The sequence below is a fragment of the Caballeronia sp. LZ003 genome, assembly GCF_031451465.1.
Taxonomy (GTDB): domain Bacteria; phylum Pseudomonadota; class Gammaproteobacteria; order Burkholderiales; family Burkholderiaceae; genus Caballeronia.
Window position 1 is genome coordinate 1,291,764 of record NZ_JARUXJ010000004.1, and the last position, 22,314, is coordinate 1,314,077.

Sequence of the window (22,314 nt, forward strand, 5' to 3'; positions counted from 1 at the left end):
CGAAATGTCGCCCATCGAAACGCTCGCCGCGCGCGCGGGCTTCGAAGTCGAATGGCAGAACGCGCACAAGGCGATGCAGCGCGTGCCGGAAACGACGCTGCGCATTCTGCTCGAAAAGCTCGGCCTGCCGTGTGGCAACGCCTCGCAGATCAAGCAGAGCATGGCCGCCGTCGATGCCGAAATGAGCGGCCGCAAGTTGCCGCCGCTCATCACGGCGGAAGTGGATCGCGGCATTGCGCTGCCGGTGTCGGCGGCGAAGTCGGGCGTGCGCTATCGCATCGAACTGGAAAGCGGCGAGGTTATCGACGGGCGTTTTACCGCGCCTAAAGGCGAGACCGCATTGCTCTCGCCGATATCGGAGCCGGGCTATCACACGCTCGTCATCAACGACCATCGCACGACGCTGGCGGTAGCGCCCGCGCGCTGCTACACCATCGACGATGCGTGGCGCGCGCTCGACGACGCAACCGACCAAGCCGCCGCTGAAACCGCGCCGCCGCTTTGGGGCGTCGCCGCGCAAGTCTATGGTTTGCGCCGTCTGGGCGATGGCGGCGTCGGCGACTTCACGGCGCTGGCCACGCTCGCGACGCAGAGCGCGAAGCGCGGCGCTCATGCGCTCGCCATTAGTCCGATGCACGCCATGTTCAGCGCCGAGCCGAACAAGTTCAGTCCTTATTCGCCTTCGTCGCGGCTCTTTCTGAACATCGCGCACGTCGATCCCGCCGCCGTGTTCGGCGCGGCCGCCGCGCGCGCCGCGATCGAACAAGCCGGTGTGGCGGATGAATTCGCCGAACTCGAAGCGCTGCCGCTCATCGACTGGCCGCGCGCCATGAAAGCACGCCTGGCCATTCAGCGCGCGCTCTTCGAGACGTTCTCGGCCGACAGCGCATCGCCTTTGGCGCAAGACTTCGCTTCGTTCGTCGAGGAAGGCGGGCGCGCGCTCGAAGATCATGCACGCTTCGAAGCGCTGCAGGCAGCGCAGCTTGCGGAAAACGGCGAAGGCCACTGGCGCAACTGGCCAGACGAACTGCGCGATCCGCGCAGCGATGCGGTCGCCGCATTCGCCGAAGCCAATCGCCACGAAGTCCAGTTCTTTCTCTTCACGCAATGGCTTGCATCGAAAGGCCTGCTGCACGCGCAACACGCGGCGCGCGACGCGGGAATGGCCGTGGGACTCGTCGCGGACCTTGCCGTCGGATGCGACAGCGCGGGCAGTCATGCATGGTCGTATCGCGACGAAATGCTGACAGGCGTGTCGGTCGGCGCGCCGCCCGATCTCTTCAATCAGGCCGGGCAGTCGTGGGGACTCACCACCTTCTCGCCCCGCGCCATGCGCACGCAAGGCTTCTCGGCGTTCATCGACATGTTGCGTTGCGCGTTCGCGCGCGCGGGCGGCATTCGTATCGATCACATTCTCGGGCTGAGGCGGCTGTGGCTCGTGCCCGAAGGCGAAAGCGCGAAAGACGGCGCCTATCTGCGCTACCCGCTCGAAGACCTCTTGCGGCTGATTGCGCTGGAATCGTGGCGGCATCGCGCGATTGTCGTCGGCGAAGACCTCGGAACCGTGCCGCCGGGCTTCACCGAACGCTTGCAGGAGCACGGCTTGCTTGGCATACGAGTGCTGTGGTTCGAACGCGAAGTGGATGGCCCCGGCTTCAAGCCGCCGCGCGAGTGGGACAGCGGCGTGACCGCCACCACGACCACGCACGATCTGCCGACCGTCACCGGATGGTGGCGCGGCGAGGATATCGTGTGGCGCTCGAAGATCGGCCAGACGGCGGCGCGCGAAGACGGCCGCGATGCGGTGGAAGTAGCGCAGGAAGAGCGCGGCGCCGATCGTGGCTTACTATGGCGCGCTTTCCAGGAAGCGGGTATTGCTCCGTCCGATGTCGATGCGCCTCCGGTCGAGGAAGCGCCCGTGGATGAAGCGCTCGCTTTCGTGGCCGCGACGCCCGCGCCGCTCGTCACGTATCCGCTCGAAGATCTGCTTGGGCTTGCTGAACAGCCGAATCTGCCCGGCTCGATCGACGAGCATCCGAACTGGCGGCGCCGTCTTGCCGCGCCTGTCGAGGAACTGTTTCTCGACGACGCATTTTCCGAACGACTGCTCGCGGTGGATGCCGCGCGCAAGCGTTCGACGCAATCCGACAATGTTGATTCACCCAAACCAGCCGACTCACCATGACCGTTCCGCGTTCCACGCTCAGGCTCCAGCTTCATAAGGACTTCACTTTCGACGACGCCGCGGCGCAAGTGGATTATTTCGCTTCGCTCGGCGTCAGTCATGCGTATGCGTCGCCGATCACGACCGCGACGAGCGGCTCCACGCACGGCTACGACACCGTCGACTACACGAAGGTCAATCCGGAGCTGGGCGGCGAGGAAGCCCTGCGGCGCTTCGTCGAGAAGCTGCGCGCGCACGACATGGGACTGATCGTCGATGTCGTGCCGAATCACATGGGCGTGGGCGGTTCGGAAAACGCATGGTGGCAGGACATCCTCGAATGGGGACGTCACGCGGCGCATGCGCGCTTCTTCGACGTGGACTGGCATTCGCCCGATCCTGCATTGCGCGGCAAGGTGCTCGCGCCGTTTCTTGGCGCTTCCTATGGCGACGAGTTGCAGGGCGGCAAGATCAAGCTCGTGTATCGGCCGGATGAAGGACGCTTCGTGGTGGAGTACTACGCGCATGTGTTCCCGATCTGTCCGGTCGATTACCCGGTCGTGCTGCAAGAAGCGCCGGAACTCGCGCACCGTTTCTCCGGCTTGACGACGCAGCCTGCCGATCAGCCGCGCGCGGCCGAAGCGCGCAATGCGCTCGCGACCATTGCTCAAACGGAAGGCGGCAAGGCCGCGATCGAAGCGATTCTCGCCGCGCATTCGCCGGACACGCCGGTTGGACGCGAGCGGCTGCATCGTCTGCTCGAACGGCAGCATTATCGCCTCGCATGGTGGCGTACGGCCGCCGACGAAGTGAACTGGCGGCGTTTCTTCGACGTGAGCACGCTCGGCGGCGTGCGCGTCGAGCGGCCTGAAGTGTTCGAGGCATCGCACGCGCTCATCTTCAGGCTCTTTACCGAAGGTTTGATCGACGGCGTGCGGATCGATCACGTCGATGGTCTTGCCGAACCGCGCGAGTACTGCCAACGCCTGCGCGCGCGGCTCGAAGAGTTGTCCGCGCAACGGCCCGAGGCTTTACGGCATGGCAACGGCCATACGTATTTCGTCGTCGAAAAGATTCTCGCGCGCGGCGAACCGCTGCGCCGCGACTGGCAAGTGGATGGCACCACGGGCTACGACTTCATGAACGATGTCGGCGCGCTGCTGCACGACCCGGCAGGCGCCGAGCCGCTCGCCGCGTTGTGGGCCGATATCACCGGCCGAAGCGCGAGCTTCGCCGACGAAGCGCTCGCCGCGCGCCGCAAGATTCTCGCGGAAAACTTATCGGCGGAACTGGATCGCGTGACGCGCGCGCTGCATCGCATTGCACGCGACTCGCACAACACGCGCGACTTCACGTTCACGTCGATCCGTCGCGTGGTCGCGGAACTGGTGATTCAGTATCCGGTGTATCGCATCTATCCCGTTAGCAGCGTGCGCAGCGCCGAGGATGAGAAGTACTTCTCGCAAGCGCTGAATGCCGCGCGCGCATCGCTTTCGAGTGCGTATCATGTCGTGCTCGATCAGGTGGCGCAGTGGCTCGGCGGCAAGCTGCCCGACGAAGCGCCGGTCAGCACGCCACCGGCCGAGCGCGCGGAACGCCCGCGTGAGCGCGCCGCCGAACGTGGACGCGACCGGAACCAGAGTCAGGCGACGGCTGGGCAAAACGCGCAGTCGTCGAGCGGATCGCAGCGGCGCGCGGCGCAGACGCTGTTTTCGCAGCTCACATCGCCGGTTGCGGCAAAGGCGGTCGAAGACACGGCGTGTTATCGCTATGGAAGGCTCATCTCGCGTAACGAAGTGGGCGCGGACCCCGGCGAGTTTTCTTTGTCCGTCGAAGATTTCCACGCGGGCAACAAGGAACGCTTCGCCGCGTTCCCGCACGCCATGCTTTGCACCGCGACGCACGATCACAAGCGCGGCGAAGACGTGCGCGCGCGCATCGCGGCATTGAGCGAGATTCCCGAAGAATGGGCGACCACGCTCAAGCAATGGTCGACGCTGAACACGCCGTTGCGTCGTGGTGCCGATGCCGGCGGCGACTGGGCGCCCGGCCCCGGCGCCGAAGCGATGCTGTACCAGACGCTCGTCGGATGCTGGCCGCTCACGCTCTCGCCGGATGACGAAGCGGGCGTCCAGGAGCTGGCCGAACGCGTCGCGCAATGGCAGTTGAAGGCGTTGCGCGAAGCCAAGTTGCGCACGAGCTGGTTCGCGCCGGACGAGGCGTATGAAAATGCCTGCCGCGAGTTCCTTTTCGATATCGTCTCGCCGCAGCGGCGCAATGGCTTTTTGCAGGAATTGTCGGCTTTCGTGGCGCGGCTCGGGCCGCTGGGCGTGATCGACAGTCTGCAGCAGACGTTGTTGCGACTGACATCGCCGGGCGTGCCGGACCTTTATCAGGGCACGGAGCTTTGGGACTTCAGTCTCGTGGACCCTGACAATCGCCGCCCGGTCGATTTCGAATTGCGTCGCAAGTGGCTTGCGGAAGTGGACCAGAAAGGTCCGCCTTCGGAGCAACTCGCCAACTGGCGCGATGGGCGCATCAAGTTGGCGGTGGTACAGCGTGCGCTTGCGTTGCGCAAGCATTGCGAGTCGCTCTTTGCTCAAGGTGAGTATGTGCCGCTCGCCATCGAGGGCGAACATGCTGACCGCGTGATCGCTTACGCGCGCCATGCCGGTAGCGCTTACGCAATCGTGATCGCCACGCGGCTCGCCGCGCCATTGCTGCCTGCTGGCAGCGATGTGCCGCTCGTCAAGGCGGAAAGCTGGGGCGATACGGCGGTCATTCTTCCGGAAGCGTTGCGTTCCCGTGCGCTCTTCGACTGGCTGAGCCCGAATGCGCCGAAGGCGGACGGCGAAAAACTGTTCCTGCGCGATGCGCTGGCTTCGATGCCCGTGGCCTTGCTCGTTGAAGAAGGCGTGCCTTGCGCATGATCAAAGCATGAGTTAGTGAGACATGAGGCGGGCGCGTTTCTCACCACGCGCCCCGTCCTTGCCTGCGCTACTACTCGGCGTGCTCGACCTCTTCCTCGCGCGGATACACCCGCACCAGCACGATACGCGGCCCGTTCATCTTCTTGACGACGATGTCGAAGGCGTCGAACTCGACGCGCTGCCCTTCCTGCGGCAGATCTCCGAGCGCATTGATGACGAGCCCGCCGACGGATTCCGCGCGGCCTTCGTCGATATCGATGCCAAGCGCGCGTTCCAATGAGACCACCGGCAAGCTGCCCTTGCCCATCAAAGTGCCGTCGTCCATGCGCGACCAGTCGGCGTCGCCCTGACGGAATTCGTCGTGAATCTGACCGACGAGTGCGCCCAGCAGATTGTCGAGCGTGATAAAGCCGATGGGCTTCGCGCCCTTGCGCCCCACGATGGCGAAATGCGGCGCGCCCTTGCGAAAGCGCCGGAACAGTTCCAGCGCCGACAGATTGGGCGCGACGTATTGCACGGGACGGACATGGCGCGCGAGCTTTTCGATCTTTTCGGCATCCTTCGAAAAGCTGAAGTTGAAGCCGCGCGCTTCGCCGTCACCCGCGAGGAACAAATCCTTCAAATGGATCATGCCGAGCACGCGTTCGCCGGAAGCATCCGCGAACAAGGGATAACGGCTGAAGCGATGCCGCGAGATCACGGTCAAGTTATCGCGCATGGGCAAGTCGTTGCGCAGGCCGACGAGTTCGTGCGCGGGACGCATCAGGTCCGACACCGTCATGCGGCTGAAGTCGAGCGAATGCGCGATGGTGTTCCACTCGTCCGCGTTATACGAAGACGCCCCGCCAAGACGACGCCCGCGCAGAATGAGCTTGAGTTCGTCGGTGGAATAGTGGGCGTCGTGACCGTGTTCCGCCGACATGCCGAAAAGCCGCAACACGAGATTCGCGCTCGAGTTGAGCACCCAGATGAACGGGTACATGGCCCAGTAAAAGCCATAGAGCGGCGTGGCGAGCCACAGGCCGACTTGCTCGGGACGGCGAATGGCCCACGACTTGGGCGCGAGTTCGCCAACCACGATATGCAGAAACGAGATGACGGAGAACGCAAAGAAGAGCGAGACGGACTCGACGAGCTTTTCCGACTGAACGCCGATGAGCGCAAACAGCGGATGCAGCAGCGAAGCGAACGCGGGTTCGCCTATCCACCCAAGCCCGAGCGACGCGAGCGTGATGCCCAGCTGACACGCGGACAAATAGGCGTCCAGCTGGCTATGCACCTTCGCGAGCAGACGCCCCGGCAGGCCGTTGGTCCGCGCGATGGCCTGCACGCGCGTCGCCCGTAACTTGACGAGCCCGAATTCCGCCCCGACGAAAAAACCATTCAGGGCAACGAGCAACAATGCGCCGACCAGCGCGACAACCTGAGCCAAAGCAACTCTCTTCGAAAGTGGAAAGCGTCAGTATATGGGCGACAGGCAAACGAAAGTCAATTTACGCCCTCAATTACATTCCCGCCACCGGAATACGCATGGTGGCCGAGACGGCTGCACCATTCACGATATCCGTGTGCTCGAACGCGCCGCCATGCGCCTCCGAAATGCGCTTGCAAAGCGCAAGGCCCCACGCAATGCGGCCGGCTTCGCGCGGCTCCAGCGCCTGTCTGCGCGCGAATGCCTCGAGTACATGCGCGGCCGATGCATCGGTCAATGCGGACGCCGCAACCGTGAAGCGCACGTCGGTGCGCCACGTGCTGCCTTCGATGTTGCTCGATACCTGCACCGTCGTGTCGCGCGCGCTTGCTTCGGTGGCGAATGCCGCCATGAGCCAGAGCGCGTTGGTGAGCCGATCGGCGTCGCCTTCCACTTGTTCTTCCACGAGCGGCGAGTCGAGCGTGATGCTCACGCCGCGTCGCTCGCCGATAGCCTCGCGTGCGAGCGCGACGCCACGCTCGAGAAGAGCGCGCGCGGCGGCAGGCGCGACGGCAAGCGCGACGGCTTTGGTTTCGGCACGCGTCGTATCGATCGACTGTTCGATCAGCTTGACCTGCTGTTCGACGCCCGAGCGAATGCCCGTGAGCGCGCGCTGGGCGGCGGGGTCGTTTGCATCGACCTTGCGCTCGAGCACATAGCCCCAGCTATGAATGGCGTTGAGCGGACCGCGCAAGTCGTGCGATACGACCGAGAGCACGTGATCGCGCATGAACAGCGCGGCTTCGGCTCGCAGATGCGCGATGCGCGCTGCGTTGTCGCTAGCACCCGCCGCGTTCGCGCAGGTCGAGACGATCAGCGTCACGGATTCGGCGACGGGCAGCGCAAGTATGTTGAAGACTCGCGTGGAATCGTCCTCCTCGATGCTGACCTGCGCGCGCCGGGCGCCGTTGCCCGCGAGCGCGGCATCGGCTGCAAGCGAAAGCGACGCGATCAACGGAGCGGGCAGCGGGAGATCGGCGAGTGCGCGTCCGCGCAGCGCGGTGGAATCGACATCGAAGAGATGGGAGAAGACGGCGTCGGCACTGAGGCAGCGTTGGGCCGCATCGAGCACCAGCAAGCCATCGTTTCCGGCGACGGCCGTATCGAAGGACTGAGTGTCTCCGGGCTCGACCGTACTGGAAAATGACGTGGTCACGGTTTTGGGTCCTTGCGTGGATCGGTGTTGAGGTTCTGTCGCGAGCGGCGTTCCGGTCACCAGGAGCGCGTCGCGCGAGGCCAAGCCTGCGGGTCTTCCGAGAGGCCATTATAGGTGAGCGCCTGCCGCACGAACGGCTCTGTTTGCTCACGAACTACGGGGCAATTCCAGCAATTGGCGTGCACGGACGTGCGAAGAAAACGAGGGCGTCATGCGTCCCGGATTCAACCATTGCGAAACCGCGCCGATATACAGTCAGTGCAATTCAAATGGCCGATATCCGCGGATAACCAACGCTCTCATCCGCTATACCCGCCATTTGCGAGAAGCAATTGAAACACGCGTGTCTTTTACTCGCTCTAAGCTGATTATCCACGCCTGACAAGGATTCAGCGGGTTTTGCAGAGCGATGCACGAAATCGCGCTTGAAGATACGGAAATCGTTTGCGAAGAAGCGGAAATTTCATGCGTGCGTCGGCGAACATTCCAAGCTTACAACTGCCTATAGCATTTGTCAGGAGACTACGTATGGACGGCTGGTCGACCTTTATTGTCGGCCCTCGAACGCCGGCCGCGGCCACGGTGGCTTCAACTAAAACTTAATCCGGTGACACGAGCCTATGACACGCGTCGAGAGCGACACCCCCAGAACCTTGCTGTCGGTGATCATTCCCGCCTATAACGTCGAGCACTTTATAGCCGCATCGTTGGAATCCGCGCTTTCGCAGCCGCGCTCCGACGAGATCGAACTTATCGTTATCGACGATGGTTCCACCGACCAGACACTCGCCCGCATTCTCGAAGTGCAGAAGCGCGCGCATGGCAAGCAGATTCACGTGATTCACCAGGAAAACCGTGGTGTTTCCGCCGCACGCAATCGCGCGATTGCAGAAGCGAAATCGCCCTATATCGGCTTTCTCGATTCCGACGATGTCTGGTCCGCGGATTTCACCGCCAAGATCATGCCGCTCCTCGACGCGCAAGCCGCGGACATAATCGAGTTCAACGTGGGCATCATCAATTCTGGCGGCAAGGTGATCGACAACGTGAAGCTGATCGACCGCTCGACCATCGGCTCGCGCACGTGCGATCTCGACGCGCTGCTCGACTTCGCACACGTGTATCAGGTGTTCCCGGCCGCGCGTGTCTACAAGCGCGAATTGTGGGACGGCATCGAGTTTCCGGCAGGCCGCGTGTACGAAGACGCCGCCGCCATTCCGCTCGTCTACGCGCGTGCCCGCACGCTGCATCGTCTGGCCGACGAACTGTATTCTTACCGGCGCCGCGCGGGCAGCATTACGACCAAGGCCACGACCTATACGGTCACGAGCCTCACGATCTGCGCGGAAGAAACGCTGCAACGCTGCGATGGCGGTCCATACGACGCCTTCTGGCTCGCCATGTTCCACAAGATTTTCGGCTATGCGTGCCACCAGGCCGCGCGCGTGGATGCCCGCGCCTATGACGATGCGATCCGCGCGATCGAAGCCACGGCGGAGCGATATCGCGTGTTCGCGACGCAGCGCGGCGAAGAATCGAAGGAATTGCGTTTTCACAAGAAGATTGCCGCGGACCGCCGCCTGTTTCTCGCCAAGCGCCTGATCAAACGCGTGCTGGGCATGGAACTTCGCGCGCCCGCCGCCGCGCCGCGCGCAATGCCCGCAGGCAACCGATGACTCCGCGTATAAAGGCGCACTGATGCAGATCTATCCGATCAAGCCCGGCTTCACCGCTGGCGAACCGTTCGAAATCGCCGTGCAACCGGGATCGCGGTTTTCCATCGCCATCTATCGGCAAGGGCATGACGAGAATCTGACGAGCGTGGGCGGCGTGGCCGTTCAGGCAGGCGGCGCCGTTACGGCGGAACTCAAGCACGGCAAGTACGTGTTCCAGTCGCCGGGCCGCATGACGCCCGTGCGCTTCGACGAAGACTGGGGCTGGCCGACCATCACCATCAAGCCGAACACGGCGTCGCTCAAAACGGGCGCGTATGTGGTGATCGCGTATGAAGTCGGCGGCAAGGGCGAGCCCCTGACCGAGCTCGGTCGACGCGCCGCCACGCACAAGCCGATCTTCGCGGGACCGCCCGACAGCGACAGCATGGCGCTCGTCATCGCGCGGCCGCGCAAGCCTTCCGCCGATATCGCGTATATCGTGCCGATCAACACGTATCACGCATACAACTCCATCGGCGGCGGCTGTTACTACGGCGACCCGATTCATCGCACGAAGCCCGCGACACGCGTGAGTCTTCGTCGGCCAGGCGGCGGTCTTGGCGCACAGCTCGGCGAGCCGAACGATCCCTATGATTCGCGCTCGCCGCGTCAGCAATTCACGCATTGGGATGCGAAGTTCATTCGCTGGCTCAAGGCGGAAGGAATTGCTTGCGACTTCTACACCGACCACGATCTGCATCGCGGCACGGATCTCAAGCTCGCGAACTACCGCTGCATGTTGAGCGTGGGGCATCACGAATACTGGACCACGGAAATGCGCGAGCGCGTGGCGGGCTTCATCGCGCAAGGCGGCAACCTCGCGGTCTTCAGCGGCAATACGTGCTTCCGTCCGGTCGATTTCGGCGATGCGCCTATCGAAGGCGATCTCAAGATCATGAACCGGCTTGCCGAGAAATGGCCCGATCACGATGAATCGAATCTCATCGGCCTGAGCTATGGTTACGGCGGCGGAAAATACGGCGAATGGAAACGCTTGCGCGGCGGATGGATCAGACGCGAGCGCGAAGCGATCGGTTTTACGGTGCGTCAGGCAAATCACTGGGTCTTTGCAGGCACCGGCTTGCGAGAAGGTCAGACGTTCGGCGCGGAAGATCGTCTCGTAGGCTATGAAGTGGATGGCGTGCCGCCTGTCGCGAATGGCTTCGTGACGCTTGCGGATACCGTCAAGCTCACGGGTTGGGATGTCGGCGGCGCGGGCGCAATGGGCGTCTTCAAGCCCGATGCGAATGGCTCGCCGGAACGAGGCGAAGTGTTCAATGGCGGCACCACGGACTGGGCGCGCGTTCTCATGAATACGAGCGCGCAGAGCCATGTCGTCGTCGATCAGATCACGCGTAACGTCGTGCGACGGTTCATCGGCTTGCCGCCGCTCGTGATCGAGCGACACGACACGCTTCTGGACCAGACAGTGAACAGCGAGAGCGAGATTGCTAGCGCGATGCTCGCCCAATAGTCAAGCAGTAGCCGGCAGTGTGCGTGTGCAAACCCACTGACGAATAAATTTTTTTATTGTTAAATACGTCCGGCACGACAACATGAACCGCTTCGCGTGGGCTTACCGCTCGAGAGCGGTTCATGTCGTTCATACTTGCGCTCCTTTGCCCTGAGGCCAAGGCGAGGATGTGTCTAACCCCATTGGTCTTGCTGCGCTCGAAGTGGCGCATGCGCCTGACGAAACGATTCGTTACACGCGTTGTCATGCAATGCCCTTTTAAACGGGCGAACATGCGACAAGGCCGCAAACTGCGTTACCGCGATCCGTCAGCGCTCAAGCCGGAACCTATCGTTACATGGCATCTTTTCGAAAGAACTTCACCATTCTGATGACGTTGCAGGTATCCACATACCTTGCGCCGCTTCTCACGCTGCCGTGGCTTGCGCGCGTACTCGGCCCCAGCGAATATGGACGCCTTTCGTTCGCACTCGCTTTCTCCGCTTATTTCATCACGCTTACGAATTACAGTTTCTCGTTGACGGCGACACCAAGAGTCTCGATCAATCGCGATGACCGCGCCATGCGCTCGCAGGTCTTCTGGGAAACCATCCTCACGCAAAGCGTGCTTGCGCTTGCAGGCTTCATCATCCTGCTCGCGGTGACGTTCATCGTGCCGTATCTTGCGGAAAACCGCGACTTGCTGCTATTGGGCTTCGGCATGGCGGTTGGCTCCATGCTCATTCCCACGTGGTATTTCCAGGGCGTGGAAGACCTCGGCATGATCAGCGTATTCGTATTCATCGGACGCGCCTTGAGCATTCCGGCGATGTATCTCTTCGTGCGTCATCGCGGCGATGTCGATATCGCCATGGCCGTCAACACGCTCGTGCCGTTATGCTCGGGCATCGCAATTTGCACGTATTTGTACTTTCGACGCGAACTCGACTTCGTGCCGGTATCCCTGCCGACCATCTTCACGCGCCTCAAGGAAGGATGGAGCGTGTTCATGGCCACGTCGCTCGTCGATATCTATGCATCGAGCAATATCGTCTTGCTCACCTTCATTGCGGGCAACGTGGCGGGCGGCTACTTCGCGGCCGGCGACAAGCTGATTCGCGCGGCGTTGAACATGCTTCAGCCGCTCAAGACGGCCGCTTATCCGCGCGTGAGCTTCCTCATGCATCATGCGCGCGATGACGCCTTCGCCTTTCTGCGCAAGATGTTCGTGCTGCAAGGGTCGATCGTCTCGCTCATCTCCGTATGCATTTTCTTCGGCGCGCCGCTTGCCGTGAAACTGCTTTATGGCCCCCAGTTCGCGCCGACCGTCGACGTGCTGCGCTGGATGGCGTTCGTCCCGTTGATGGCCGGCCTCTCCGATCTCTTCGGCGTTCAGACCATGCTTCCACTCGGCATGAAGGCGCAATTCAGCCGTGTACTCATCGCTTCGGCTGTTCTGAACTTCGGTCTTCTCGCCGTGCTTGCCAGACTCTTCGGCGAGCAAGGCGCGGCAGCCACCGTGCTGATCGTCGAGACGTCGATTGCCACCGCGATGTTCTGCACCCTGCACTTCCAGGGCGTACCCCTGCTCCGGCGCGCCATGCCGGAAAGCGCCGGTTCCTGACCAGGCGTGAATCGTGCACAAGGCACGATTGCATCGGCATGACGAGCTTTAAACGGCTCCGTCATGCGGTGCACGGTTAGCCACTTCTACCTAATGTCCAGACGATTCACGCTCCCACATTTCCGTTCGACGACGCACCGTTACTGCAAAAGTTGCGTTTTTGTATGTGTCGAAACGCACGGACGCCAATTGTTTGAGCCGATATCGTATTAGTAACAACATCAGGTAGGCAGGGTGAGGACCGGAATGAACTCAAACGACCCGACGCTCGAACGTGTGCGAGAACTCGCTGATCGTGCAGACAGGCTGCGTATGCAGTCCGTCGCGATTCCGCTCAAGGAACTCAAAGCCCTTGTGCAACTTTGCGACCAAGCGCTCGAACAGAAATATGCTTGGCTTAAGGCCGAATCGGAAGTCGATTAACCCGCTGCCTTGCTCGCTTGCATTCGTCTTTAACTGCGTGAACAAACTGTCGACGCTGGCCTAAGAATTCTTTAGACCAGTTCGCAGTTTTGATGTTCCTTATGCCAGATTCGCTAACGCGGGCTTTGCAAAGCCGATTAGCAGGGGAATCAGCAAGTCCGTGTGCGTTGCCGCCCGGTTCTGAGAGATCGAGGCGCACCGGTTAGGTTGCATATGTATTAATCGAACAGAAAAACTTAGGTCGATTAGTGATACTGCATTCCAGGCCGTCATAGATGCCTCCTTCGACGGAACCGATAACGGACCCAGCGAGGCGCGTTGGCAAGCGGAGCTCACCACTCCACCTATAAACACAAGACCGCCGTGCCTTCTCAATTGCGAATGCCGCGGGCGCTCGGCTTTTGCTCATTGCAGAGTTCTATATGAAAGAGATCGTACATATAACCGAAGCCTTTGGAGGGGGAGTCCTCTCCATGCTCACTCAGCTCTCGAACCGTGCTGCGGCTGCAGGCGTCGGCGTCACGATCCTCCACTCCATCCGGCCCGAAACGCCGAACAACTTCGCGAGCCTCTTTCATCCGGCCGTGAAGCTCGTCTACGTGAGCATGTTTCGCGAAGTCAGTGTGAAGAAAGACTGGACGAGCATGTGGGAGCTGGTGCGCAAGCTCAAGGAATGCAATCCGTCGGTCGTGCATTTGCATTCGTCCAAGGCGGGTGTGCTGGGACGGGCCGCCGCGCGCATTGCCGCGCCGCGTGCCCGCGTGTTCTATTCGCCGCATGGCCTTGCGTTTCTGCGCCGCGATGTATCGGCGGCAAAGCAGTTTGCTTATCTCAGCTTCGAGCGCATTGCAGCACGCATGGGCGGCACCATCGTCGCGTGCTCCAAGAGCGAACAGCACGAGATAGAAACGCAGATGCGCACGCGCAACACGGAGATGATCGAGAACGGCGTCAACGTGCTGGAGATTCCTTCGCGTCTTGAGAAAGACGGCCGTGAAGTCGTGGTCGGCATGAGCGGACGCGCGTCGTTCCAGAAGAATCACGAAGCCTTCGTGCAGCTCGCCACCGATCTGCGCAACTCCACGACGCAATTCTTGTGGATCGGCGGAAACCTCGATGAATTGCCCGGTCAGACTGCGAGCGATTCAGTCGTATGCAGCGGCTGGGTCACGCGTGAACGCGCGCTCGCCCTGACCTCCGGCCTCGACATCTATGTGCAGACCTCGCGCTGGGAAGGCATGCCGATCGCGTTGATCGAAGCGCAGGTCGCGGGCATTCCCGCTGTCGTGACAGACGTGGTCGGCAATCGCGATGTCGTCTTGCACGGGCAGACTGGCTTCGTCGCCACGACGCACGAAGACATGCAGAAGTACATCGCCATGTTGCGCGACGACCCTATCCTGCGTGCGCGCATGGGCGAAACCGCGAAAAGAACGGCTAGCCGGCGCTTCTCGATGGAAGCCATCTTCCGCAAGTGGCTCTCGGTATACGAATTCGGTTCGGACAGGTACTTGAAAGAGCCCGTCGAATCGAACGAATTCGAATCGTACGAACCCACTTCCGAATCACAGTACTGACCCGCCCGAGACATGGACACATCTATTGCCCCGAACAAGCTCGTCTACAACGGCAGGTTCACGAGTCAGAAGACCACCGGCGTACAACGCGTTGCGCGCGAGCTCGTAGCCGCGCTCGTCAAGCTGCCGCAAGGCTCGCATGTGACGCTTGCCGTGCCGCCGCAAGACGGGCTCGAACCCGTGGCCGGCGTCGAAACCGTGAAGCTCGGCTTCGGTAAAGGCGTGCTGTGGGAACAATTCGTCCTGCCACTCTTTGCGGGCCGCTCGCGCATTGTCAATCTGAGTAACTCGGGTTCGATCTTTCGCGCGAACCAGGTCATCTACATGCACGATGCCGCGGTGTTCGACACGCCCGCGCACTTCTCGTGGAAGTTCCGCATGTGGTATCGCGTGATGTTCTGGATTCTCGCGCGCACGTCGAGTTGCGTGATGACGAATTCGGAGTTCTCGCGCGACCGCCTCGCGCATCATGTCGGTGTGGATGCCAAACGTATCGGCGTCGTGCCGCTCGCAGCGGACCATCTCGATCACGTCGTGCCGGACCGGTCCGTCATCAAGGATCTCGATCTCACGCCGAACCGGTACGTGCTTGCAGTGAGCAGCATGAACCCGACAAAGAACTTTCAACGTCTTGTCGACGCCTTCATTCGACTGAACGATCCGTCTATCGACCTCGTTATTGTCGGCATGAAGAACGCCACTATTTTTGGCCGCGCGCATGATCTCTCGAGTGCGCCTAACATCAAGCAAGCGGGCTACGTGAGCGATGAAAAGCTCAAAGCTTTATATCAGGATGCAGCTTGCTTTCTTTATCCTTCGATTTACGAAGGATTCGGCATTCCGCCGCTGGAAGCCATGCGCAATGGCTGTCCGACGCTTGTCGGACGCGCAGCGGCGCTGCCGGAGACGTGCGGCGACGCATCAATCTATTGTGATCCGTACTCCGTCGAGGATATTTCGGCTAAGCTGCGCGAATTGCTCGACTCGCCGGCACTAAGCGAGGATCTCAAGCAGCGCGGCATTGCACACGCGGAGAAGTATCGCTGGACGGAAAGCGCGCGCATGCTCATGCAGTTCATCGACAAGCCATCGCGTTGAACGCGTTTTTGGGGGAAGGCCGGTGAAGTTAGGTATTTACTGCGATTCGGGCATCAATGGCGGGCACGAGGAAATGCTCAAGCGCCTGATGCTTGCGCTCGTCGCAAGCACAGGTATCGAGACGCTTAACATTCTCGTGCCGACCGCTAATGAACCGCTTTTTCGTTATGTAAGCGAACTATCGCTCAAGCATAAGAAAGTGAAGGTCATCGGTCTTACCTATACGGCCGAATCGCTGCGCGGAAACATGATCGAACTCGTCCGCATGGTGCGCTCCACGGCCGCCATCCTGCGTAGTCTCGAACTCGAAAAATTGCTGATCGCGCAAGGCACCATCGCTTCCGGTCTCGCAGGTCTTTTCGCCGCGCGCCAGGCGCGTGTCACCGCCGTGAGCTATCTTCCTCTCGTGGACGAAGCGCCGGAAAACGCGGGCGCCGCCGAGAAGATCAAGTGGCTCATCAAGCGCGTGTTGTATCGCATGCCAGATGAATTCGTCACGCTCAACGAGCACTTGCGTGGCAAATTGCGCGCACTTGCGCCGCGTGCGCGGACCACGATCCTCGAAAACTATGTCGATGACCGCTTCAGCCGTTCAACGCTCACGCGTTCGCAAGCACGCGCATCGCTGGGTCTGCCGGATGACGGCACCACGATCATCGCGCATATCGGCAGACTGAATTTCCAGCAGAAGCGTCAGGACTTCCTGATGCAGGCTATCGAAAGTCACAAGGAAGCGTTCGCGCGAACGCTGGTGCTGATCGTCGGCGAAGGACCGGATGCGGAGCGTCTCGAAGCAATCGTCGAGAAGAGTCCCGCGCTTGCCGCATGCGTGCGTATTGTCGGGCCACAGAAGGACGTGCTGCCGTATATCGTCGCAAGCGACACGCTCGTGTTGCCTTCAGCGTATGAAGGCGTGCCGCTCGTGATGATCGAAGCGGTGCTCGCGGAACGTCCAGTTGTCGTGTCACGGGTGTCGGGTCTCGAGTCTTATCTGCCCGATGCGCTGCTGTTTCCCGTCGACGACTCCGCGTCTTTCGTAAAGCGCGTCTTCTCGGCGAGCACCTACTCGATGGCCGCGCTCACGCGCGACTTCCGCCGCCGCTTCTCGCGTGAAGTTTTCGACGCGCAAGCGCAAAGCATCCTGACGAGCGCATCGAGCTCGCGCGGCGCGGCCAATCCCGCCACGCGCGAGCATTCGGACATGCTGGCCAAATAGTTTCGCCTTCCCGAGGTCCAGATATTGAAGCGAACGATTCTGATCGTAGTCGCCTTCTTCGGCGCAATGCTTTGCGGCTCCGTTCTGCTCTTCGCGCGCAGCGGCAGTCCCGATGCGTATCACGCAAGCCGCACCGGCGGCGCCAAGGCCGATGCCAATGCCGACACCCCATCATTCGCCGCACCCAAGATGAAATGCGGCAATGAGTCGGCCGGCGTGTTCTACGGCATTGCTGGCCATATCGAACATCGCGGTGCGTATCGCACGAGCGACTATGGTTTGCAGATTTCGCAGCTTCGCGAACTCGGCGTCACTATGTACGCCCAGGACGTCTCGAACGAAGAAAGCGCGCACATGGTCGCGGACTTCGCGCGTCAGGCGTCCAGGCAGTGCATCGGCGTGCTTGCTCTCGTGACACCGTTCGAAGTGCAGAAGCGCGCCAACGAAGCGGAAGCCTTCGCGCGCGGCCACGAACTCGGCAAGCTCTCCGGACGCATTCTGAAGGGCGTGGTGACCTACTATCAGGTGGGCAACGAGTACGACAACTGGACCATACGCGGCGATGACCGCAGCGGCGAACATCCGTCGGATTACGACAACGCGATGTACATGAAGGCGCGCGGCTCGATCCTCGGTCTCATCAAGGGCATTCGCGAATCCAACCCTGACGCCAAGATTCTGCTCACGTCATTCAGCTGGCTGCATTTCGCCTTCCCGGACATGCTCTTTTCCGGCACGCAGCCGGACGGAACCAAAGGGCATCCCGTGCCGCAGTGGGACATCACCGTGTGGCATTGGTATTCCGATATGGGTTCGATCACGTCAGCGGGATCGCAAAAGACCAACGTGCTGGAGCGTTTGCGCGACAGTTACGGCAAGCCGATCTGGATCACGGAATACGGTGTACGTCCGGATCATCCGGACCCTTCGGGATATCTCGTGGGAAAGAACGCGCTGGGTGGTTTCGTCTCGATAGCGAAGACCTATGGCATTCAGAACGTGACGCTCTACGAGCTTTACGACGACCAGCGCTTTGGTGGCGACGGCAACTACGGCGTGATTCACGACGACGGTAAAACAAAAAAACCACGCTTCGACGTGGTCCGCGAATTCATCAAAGCCAACCCTATGCCGTGAGTGCGTGCCCGGGCTCAGGCAAACCGCGCATTATCGCCCAAATCCGCCATCGCGCAAGCGGCATGCCTGACCTTTCGAGCATTACAACGTTCGGTACTTAACAGACGCAGATAACTCAGGGCCGGAAGATGCCCCTTAGGATAATTTTTTTCTATTTATCTGCAAGTATCGTAGGGGTTTGCAAGATGCGCCGGGGCTGTCAAGGCCCGCGCTGACCGACGCCGCAGGCCCCAAGCATTCATGTTGCTGCGACTCACCGGCCATACCGCCGGATTAAATAAAGCAAAGAGACGTACCGCGGCTTTAGCCGCCGGGGCATTCGTTTTTTCCAACGCCCTGACAACTACGTTCTAACTATCGAATTGAGGATGGCGCCTTTGAACACGCTCTATGTCAACTCCGGATCTTCGCGCTCAGGCAAGGACGACGGTGAATTCACCGCGAGCGATATGCTCAAACTGCTTCGCGACCATATCGGCATGCTGATGCTGTTCATCGCGGGCGCGGCCTTGCTCGCCACGGCTTATGCGTTTCTCGCCAAGCCGATCTACTCCGCCGACGTCATCATCCGCGTCGATCCGCCAGATCCGAACGCGCTCGGCATCACGCCGCAGAATCAGCAGCAGATGCAGCAGCAGGCGCAGACCGTCAATCAGATCGCGCCCGCCGAGATCTCGGTGATGCAAAGCCGTTCCGTGCTGGAACCGGTCGTCAAGCAATTTCACTTCGACATCAAGGCGAAGCCGCGTACGCTGCCGGTCCTCGGGCAGATCGCCGACCTGTTCGCCAAGCGCGGTCAACTTTCGCCCGCATGGCTCGGCCTCGATTCGTATGGCTGGGGCGGCGAGGAACTGAATATCGGCCGGCTCGACGTGCCTGCATCGCTCGAAGATTCGAAGCTCGATTTCGTGCTGCTCGACAAGAACCAGTACGAACTGCGCGACGAAGACGGCGACGTGCTCGTGCGTGGCACCGTTGGCCGTCCGGCAGCCGCGAATGGCGTGTCGATGCTCGTGGACAGCGTGGTGGGCCATCCCGGCGTGCACTTCGACGTGATCCGCTACAACACGCTCGACGCCATCGCGCTCATGCTCAAGACGATGAAGGTGACCGAGTCAGCGAAAGACACGGGCATCGTGCAGATTTCGTTCAATGCGGACGACCCCGAACTCACGGCCAATGTCGCGAACGCGCTCGGTCAGGCGTACATGTCGGCGGCAGTCGCGAGCCGTCAGGCCAACGACACCAAGACGCTCGAGTTCATTCGCGGCGAGTTGCCGCGTCTCGAAGCCGACCTGAAGACGGCCGAAGGCAATCTCAGCGCGTTCCGTTCGAAGTCGCAGTCGGTGCAGCCGGTCAACGAGGCGCAAGCGTATTTGCAAGGCAGCATCACGTCGATGCAACAGCTCGCCATGCTGCAACTCCAGCGCACGCAGGCCTTGCAGCGCTTCCAGCCCGACAGCCCGCAAGTGAAGAACCTGGATCAGCAGATCGCCCAATTCGAAGCGACCAACAAGCAGATCCAGTCGCGCTTCGACAGCATGCCGGCGTCGGAGCGTCAAAGCGCCGAACTCACGCGCGATGCACGCGTGGCCGAAACCATTTACCTCGGCATGATGAACAAGGCCGAGGAACTGTCGGTGCGTCGTGCGAGCACGAGCGGCGGCGCGCATATTCTCGACAACGCGCTGCGTCCGCATCGCCCGGTGAAGCCGAACAAGATGCTCGTGATTCTCGCGGGTACGGGTCTTGGCTTCTTCGTCGGCACGTTCTTCATCTTCCTGCGCCGTCACGCCATGATCGGCGTGACCGACCCGATGTTCGTCGAACGCCGTCTGTCGGTGCCGGTGCTGGGCGAGGTACTGTTCAGCCGCCAGCAACTCGTGCTCGATCACGAGATCGCGGTGTCGCCGGTCGGACGCGCGCTCGGCTTCTCGGGCACGCAGCAAAACGGCGCCGCGCCCAAGGCCCTGCCGCACTATGACCAGGCGCAACACGATGCCATGACCATGCCGCATGTGGACGAACGCGACGAAGACGCTCGCGTGCTTGCCTCGCGCTTCCCGCACGATCCGGCTGTCGAAGCGCTGCGCGCCGTGCGTACCGAGTTGTATCGCGATCTCGTCAATGCGCCGAACAACATCGTCATGTTGACCGGCCCGATTCCGTCGGCAGGCAAGAGCTTCGTCGCGGCCAACCTCGCCGTGCTGCTCGCGGAAATCGGCCTGAAAGTGTTGCTGATCGACGCCGACATGCGCCGTGGCCATATCGCGTCGTTCTTCAAGCAGTCGAACCCTGGCGGCCTCGCGGAAGTGCTGAAGGGCGATATCGGCATCACGGATGCGCTGCGTTACGTCGGCGTACCCGGCCTGTCGTTCATGTCGTGCGGCGGCTATCCGCAGAATCCGTCCGAATTGCTGATGATGCCGCGTTTCCGCGACATGCTCGCGCGCATGAGCGACCAGTTCGACCTCGTGCTCGTCGATACCCCGCCGTTCCTCGCCGTCACGGATGCCGCGATCGTCGCAAGCGACGCAGGCTCCACGGTGCTGGTGTTGCGCTCGGGCATTCAGACCGAGGAAGAGATCGAGGAGACCGTGAAGAAGGTGCAGCGCGCGGGCGGGAGACTCGTGGGTTCGGTCTTCAACGCAATTCCGCGCCGGCGCAGCAACCGTCGCAGTTATGGCTATGCCGCGGCATACACCAGTTCGTTCAAGCCGGTGAATTAAGCTTGGCCCACTAAAAGAGCGATTACGCAACGCCGCGTGTCTCACGCGGCGTTGCGCGTTGAAGAGCCCCCGACCGATGAAAGAAAAACTCGCGCTGACAGACCGCTTCTACCAGATATGGGCCTTCGCGATGCCCGTGACGTCGTTCCTCGTGATGCCGAGCATCCAGGGCACGACGATCGGCTATCTGATGTGCTTTCTTTCGGTGCCGCTCGTGCTGCTCTTCGGCGGCAAGGCGCGCAAGAACTGGATGCACTTCCTGATCGCGGCCGTGGTCGTATGGCTTTTGATGTTCTGCACCTCGCAGCTCGCGGACGTCATGGCGCCTTTCGATCCCGACTTCAGCAAGGTCGCGATGGTCGACGACACCGACCTCGTCACGTTCATCCTGCGCAAGAGCATGTTCACGCAGTCGATCTACGTCGCGGCGGTGGTGCTCTACGCATCCTACGTCTACTACTTCTACAAGCCGACATGGGACCAGTGGATTCTCGTGGCCGTGACGCTCTTCGCGCTCTACGGCATGTACGAAGTGGTCTACTTCGTCGCGACTGGACAGCCGGGCGACTTCATCTCGAACCGTGCATTTGGCGATCAGTTCGGCAAGGGTATCGTGCGTTCGGACGGCACCGTGAACGGCAGTTCGTTCCAGCAGATCGACATCAAGGGCTTCCCCATTCAGCGGCTGAAGGCGCTGACCGGCGAGCCTTCCATGTACGCAATGTCCATCTTCCCTTTCTGGGTGTATTTCAACGCGACCTCGCGCGTACGCTGGCCGGTGTGGGTCATCGGCATTTCGCTCATCATGAGTACGTCGTCGACGGTGCTGATCGGCTATGCGGTTTATGCGCTGATTCGCATGCGCAAGCTCGGCATCAACCCGATCAAGGCGTTGATCGCGCTCGCGGTGGTGTGCGTGATCGCCTATCTCGCGCAGGACTATATCGCCGATCTGTTCCAGCAGATGGTGATGGACAAGCTCGAAGGCAAGAACGAATCGGGCTCGGACCGTTCGATGCTGGTCCTGAATTCCGTGCAGATGTGGCTTGGCGCGACGCCGATGAATCAGTTGTTCGGCATCGGCTTCGGCTACATACGCTCGACCGATTTGTTCTCCACGTTGCTCGTGAACACGGGCGTGGTCGGTCTCGTCGGCATCAGCGCGCTCATGCTGTATCCCGCGTTCAAGCTCGACTGGGACGCGCGCGGCATGGCGCTGCGTCAATGCTGCGTGGGCACTTGGCTGATGATGATGGTCTCCGTGCCCGAGTTCGCCTATCTCGCACCGTGGACTTTCGTCGCGATGGCTTACGTGCGAGTGCGCGCGCTCAAGCAGGCCAGGCAGCAGTCGCATGACCGCGACGCCGCCGTCGTCATCGATCAGACGCCTATCGGCACCGACTTCGGTACGAACGCTAAACCGCATTCGGGTCCGCGTGTCGGCTCGCCCGTGGGACCGCGTCCCGCTATCGGCAGCCGCATGAATCCGCGCGGACGTCATCCCTGAAAGCGCCTCGGTGACCCTTCGGGCAGTGCGCGCACTGCCCTCCCGCTTGCCTGCGACGTTCTACAATGGTGGTTTCGACCACCGGACCATGGCATGACGAACGTGCGCATGGCC

General features: G+C 61.3%; 13 protein-coding genes. 11 read left to right on the forward strand and 2 right to left on the reverse strand.

Annotated features, from left to right (window positions below):
- Positions 1–4 precede the first annotated feature (4 nt).
- Together malQ and treY are read left to right on the forward strand one after the other, a co-directional pair.
- Positions 5–2,185, forward strand: a complete 2,181-nt coding sequence (malQ, locus tag QCE79_RS29740; protein ID WP_309850661.1) for a 4-alpha-glucanotransferase — start codon at positions 5–7, stop codon at positions 2,183–2,185.
- Positions 2,182–5,094, forward strand: a complete 2,913-nt coding sequence (gene treY / locus QCE79_RS29745; RefSeq protein ID WP_309850064.1) for a malto-oligosyltrehalose synthase — start codon at positions 2,182–2,184, stop codon at positions 5,092–5,094. Before malQ ends, treY begins: the two co-directional genes overlap by 4 nt.
- 70 nt (positions 5,095–5,164) lie before the next feature.
- On the opposite strand, the gene QCE79_RS29750 is transcribed toward treY, so the two are convergent.
- Positions 5,165–6,526: a hemolysin family protein gene (locus QCE79_RS29750; RefSeq protein WP_250509831.1), complete on the reverse strand. Its 1,362-nt coding sequence runs from the start codon at positions 6,524–6,526 to the stop codon at positions 5,165–5,167.
- A 73-nt stretch (positions 6,527–6,599) separates the two neighbouring features.
- Positions 6,600–7,721, reverse strand: coding sequence for a histidine kinase dimerization/phospho-acceptor domain-containing protein (locus tag QCE79_RS29755; protein WP_309850068.1), 1,122 nt, complete (start codon positions 7,719–7,721; stop codon positions 6,600–6,602).
- A 620-nt stretch (positions 7,722–8,341) separates the two neighbouring features.
- On the opposite strand from QCE79_RS29755, the gene QCE79_RS29760 reads away from it, so the two are divergent.
- The 9 genes from QCE79_RS29760 to QCE79_RS29800 all read left to right on the forward strand — a co-directional run bounded on the left by QCE79_RS29760 (position 8,342) and on the right by QCE79_RS29800 (position 22,200).
- Positions 8,342–9,397, forward strand: coding sequence for a glycosyltransferase family 2 protein (locus QCE79_RS29760; RefSeq protein WP_244829143.1), 1,056 nt, complete (start codon positions 8,342–8,344; stop codon positions 9,395–9,397).
- Positions 9,398–9,419: 22 nt separating this feature from the next.
- On the forward strand, positions 9,420–10,910 hold the full coding sequence (locus QCE79_RS29765; RefSeq protein ID WP_309850071.1) for a N,N-dimethylformamidase beta subunit family domain-containing protein: 1,491 nt from the start codon (positions 9,420–9,422) through the stop codon (positions 10,908–10,910).
- Positions 10,911–11,247: 337 nt separating this feature from the next.
- Positions 11,248–12,513 carry a flippase gene (locus QCE79_RS29770; RefSeq protein ID WP_244829141.1) on the forward strand — a complete coding sequence of 422 codons (1,266 nt, stop codon included), beginning with the start codon at positions 11,248–11,250 and terminating at the stop codon, positions 12,511–12,513.
- An 845-nt stretch (positions 12,514–13,358) separates the two neighbouring features.
- On the forward strand, positions 13,359–14,513 hold the full coding sequence (locus tag QCE79_RS29775) for a glycosyltransferase (RefSeq protein ID WP_244829139.1): 1,155 nt from the start codon (positions 13,359–13,361) through the stop codon (positions 14,511–14,513).
- A gap of 12 nt (positions 14,514–14,525) precedes the next feature.
- Positions 14,526–15,611 (forward strand): glycosyltransferase family 1 protein, encoded by a 1,086-nt coding sequence (locus QCE79_RS29780; protein ID WP_244829138.1) that lies wholly within the window; start codon positions 14,526–14,528, stop codon positions 15,609–15,611.
- A gap of 22 nt (positions 15,612–15,633) precedes the next feature.
- Positions 15,634–16,827 carry a glycosyltransferase gene (locus QCE79_RS29785; protein ID WP_250493113.1) on the forward strand — a complete coding sequence of 398 codons (1,194 nt, stop codon included), beginning with the start codon at positions 15,634–15,636 and terminating at the stop codon, positions 16,825–16,827.
- 24 nt (positions 16,828–16,851) lie between these two features.
- Entirely contained in the window at positions 16,852–17,964 is a 1,113-nt protein-coding gene (locus QCE79_RS29790; protein ID WP_309850079.1) for a glycosyl hydrolase, read from the forward strand.
- 368 nt (positions 17,965–18,332) lie between these two features.
- Positions 18,333–20,693 carry a polysaccharide biosynthesis tyrosine autokinase gene (locus QCE79_RS29795; protein WP_250466488.1) on the forward strand — a complete coding sequence of 787 codons (2,361 nt, stop codon included), beginning with the start codon at positions 18,333–18,335 and terminating at the stop codon, positions 20,691–20,693.
- A 76-nt stretch (positions 20,694–20,769) separates the two neighbouring features.
- Positions 20,770–22,200: a hypothetical protein gene (locus tag QCE79_RS29800; protein WP_244829134.1), complete on the forward strand. Its 1,431-nt coding sequence runs from the start codon at positions 20,770–20,772 to the stop codon at positions 22,198–22,200.
- Positions 22,201–22,314: the final 114 nt, after the last annotated feature.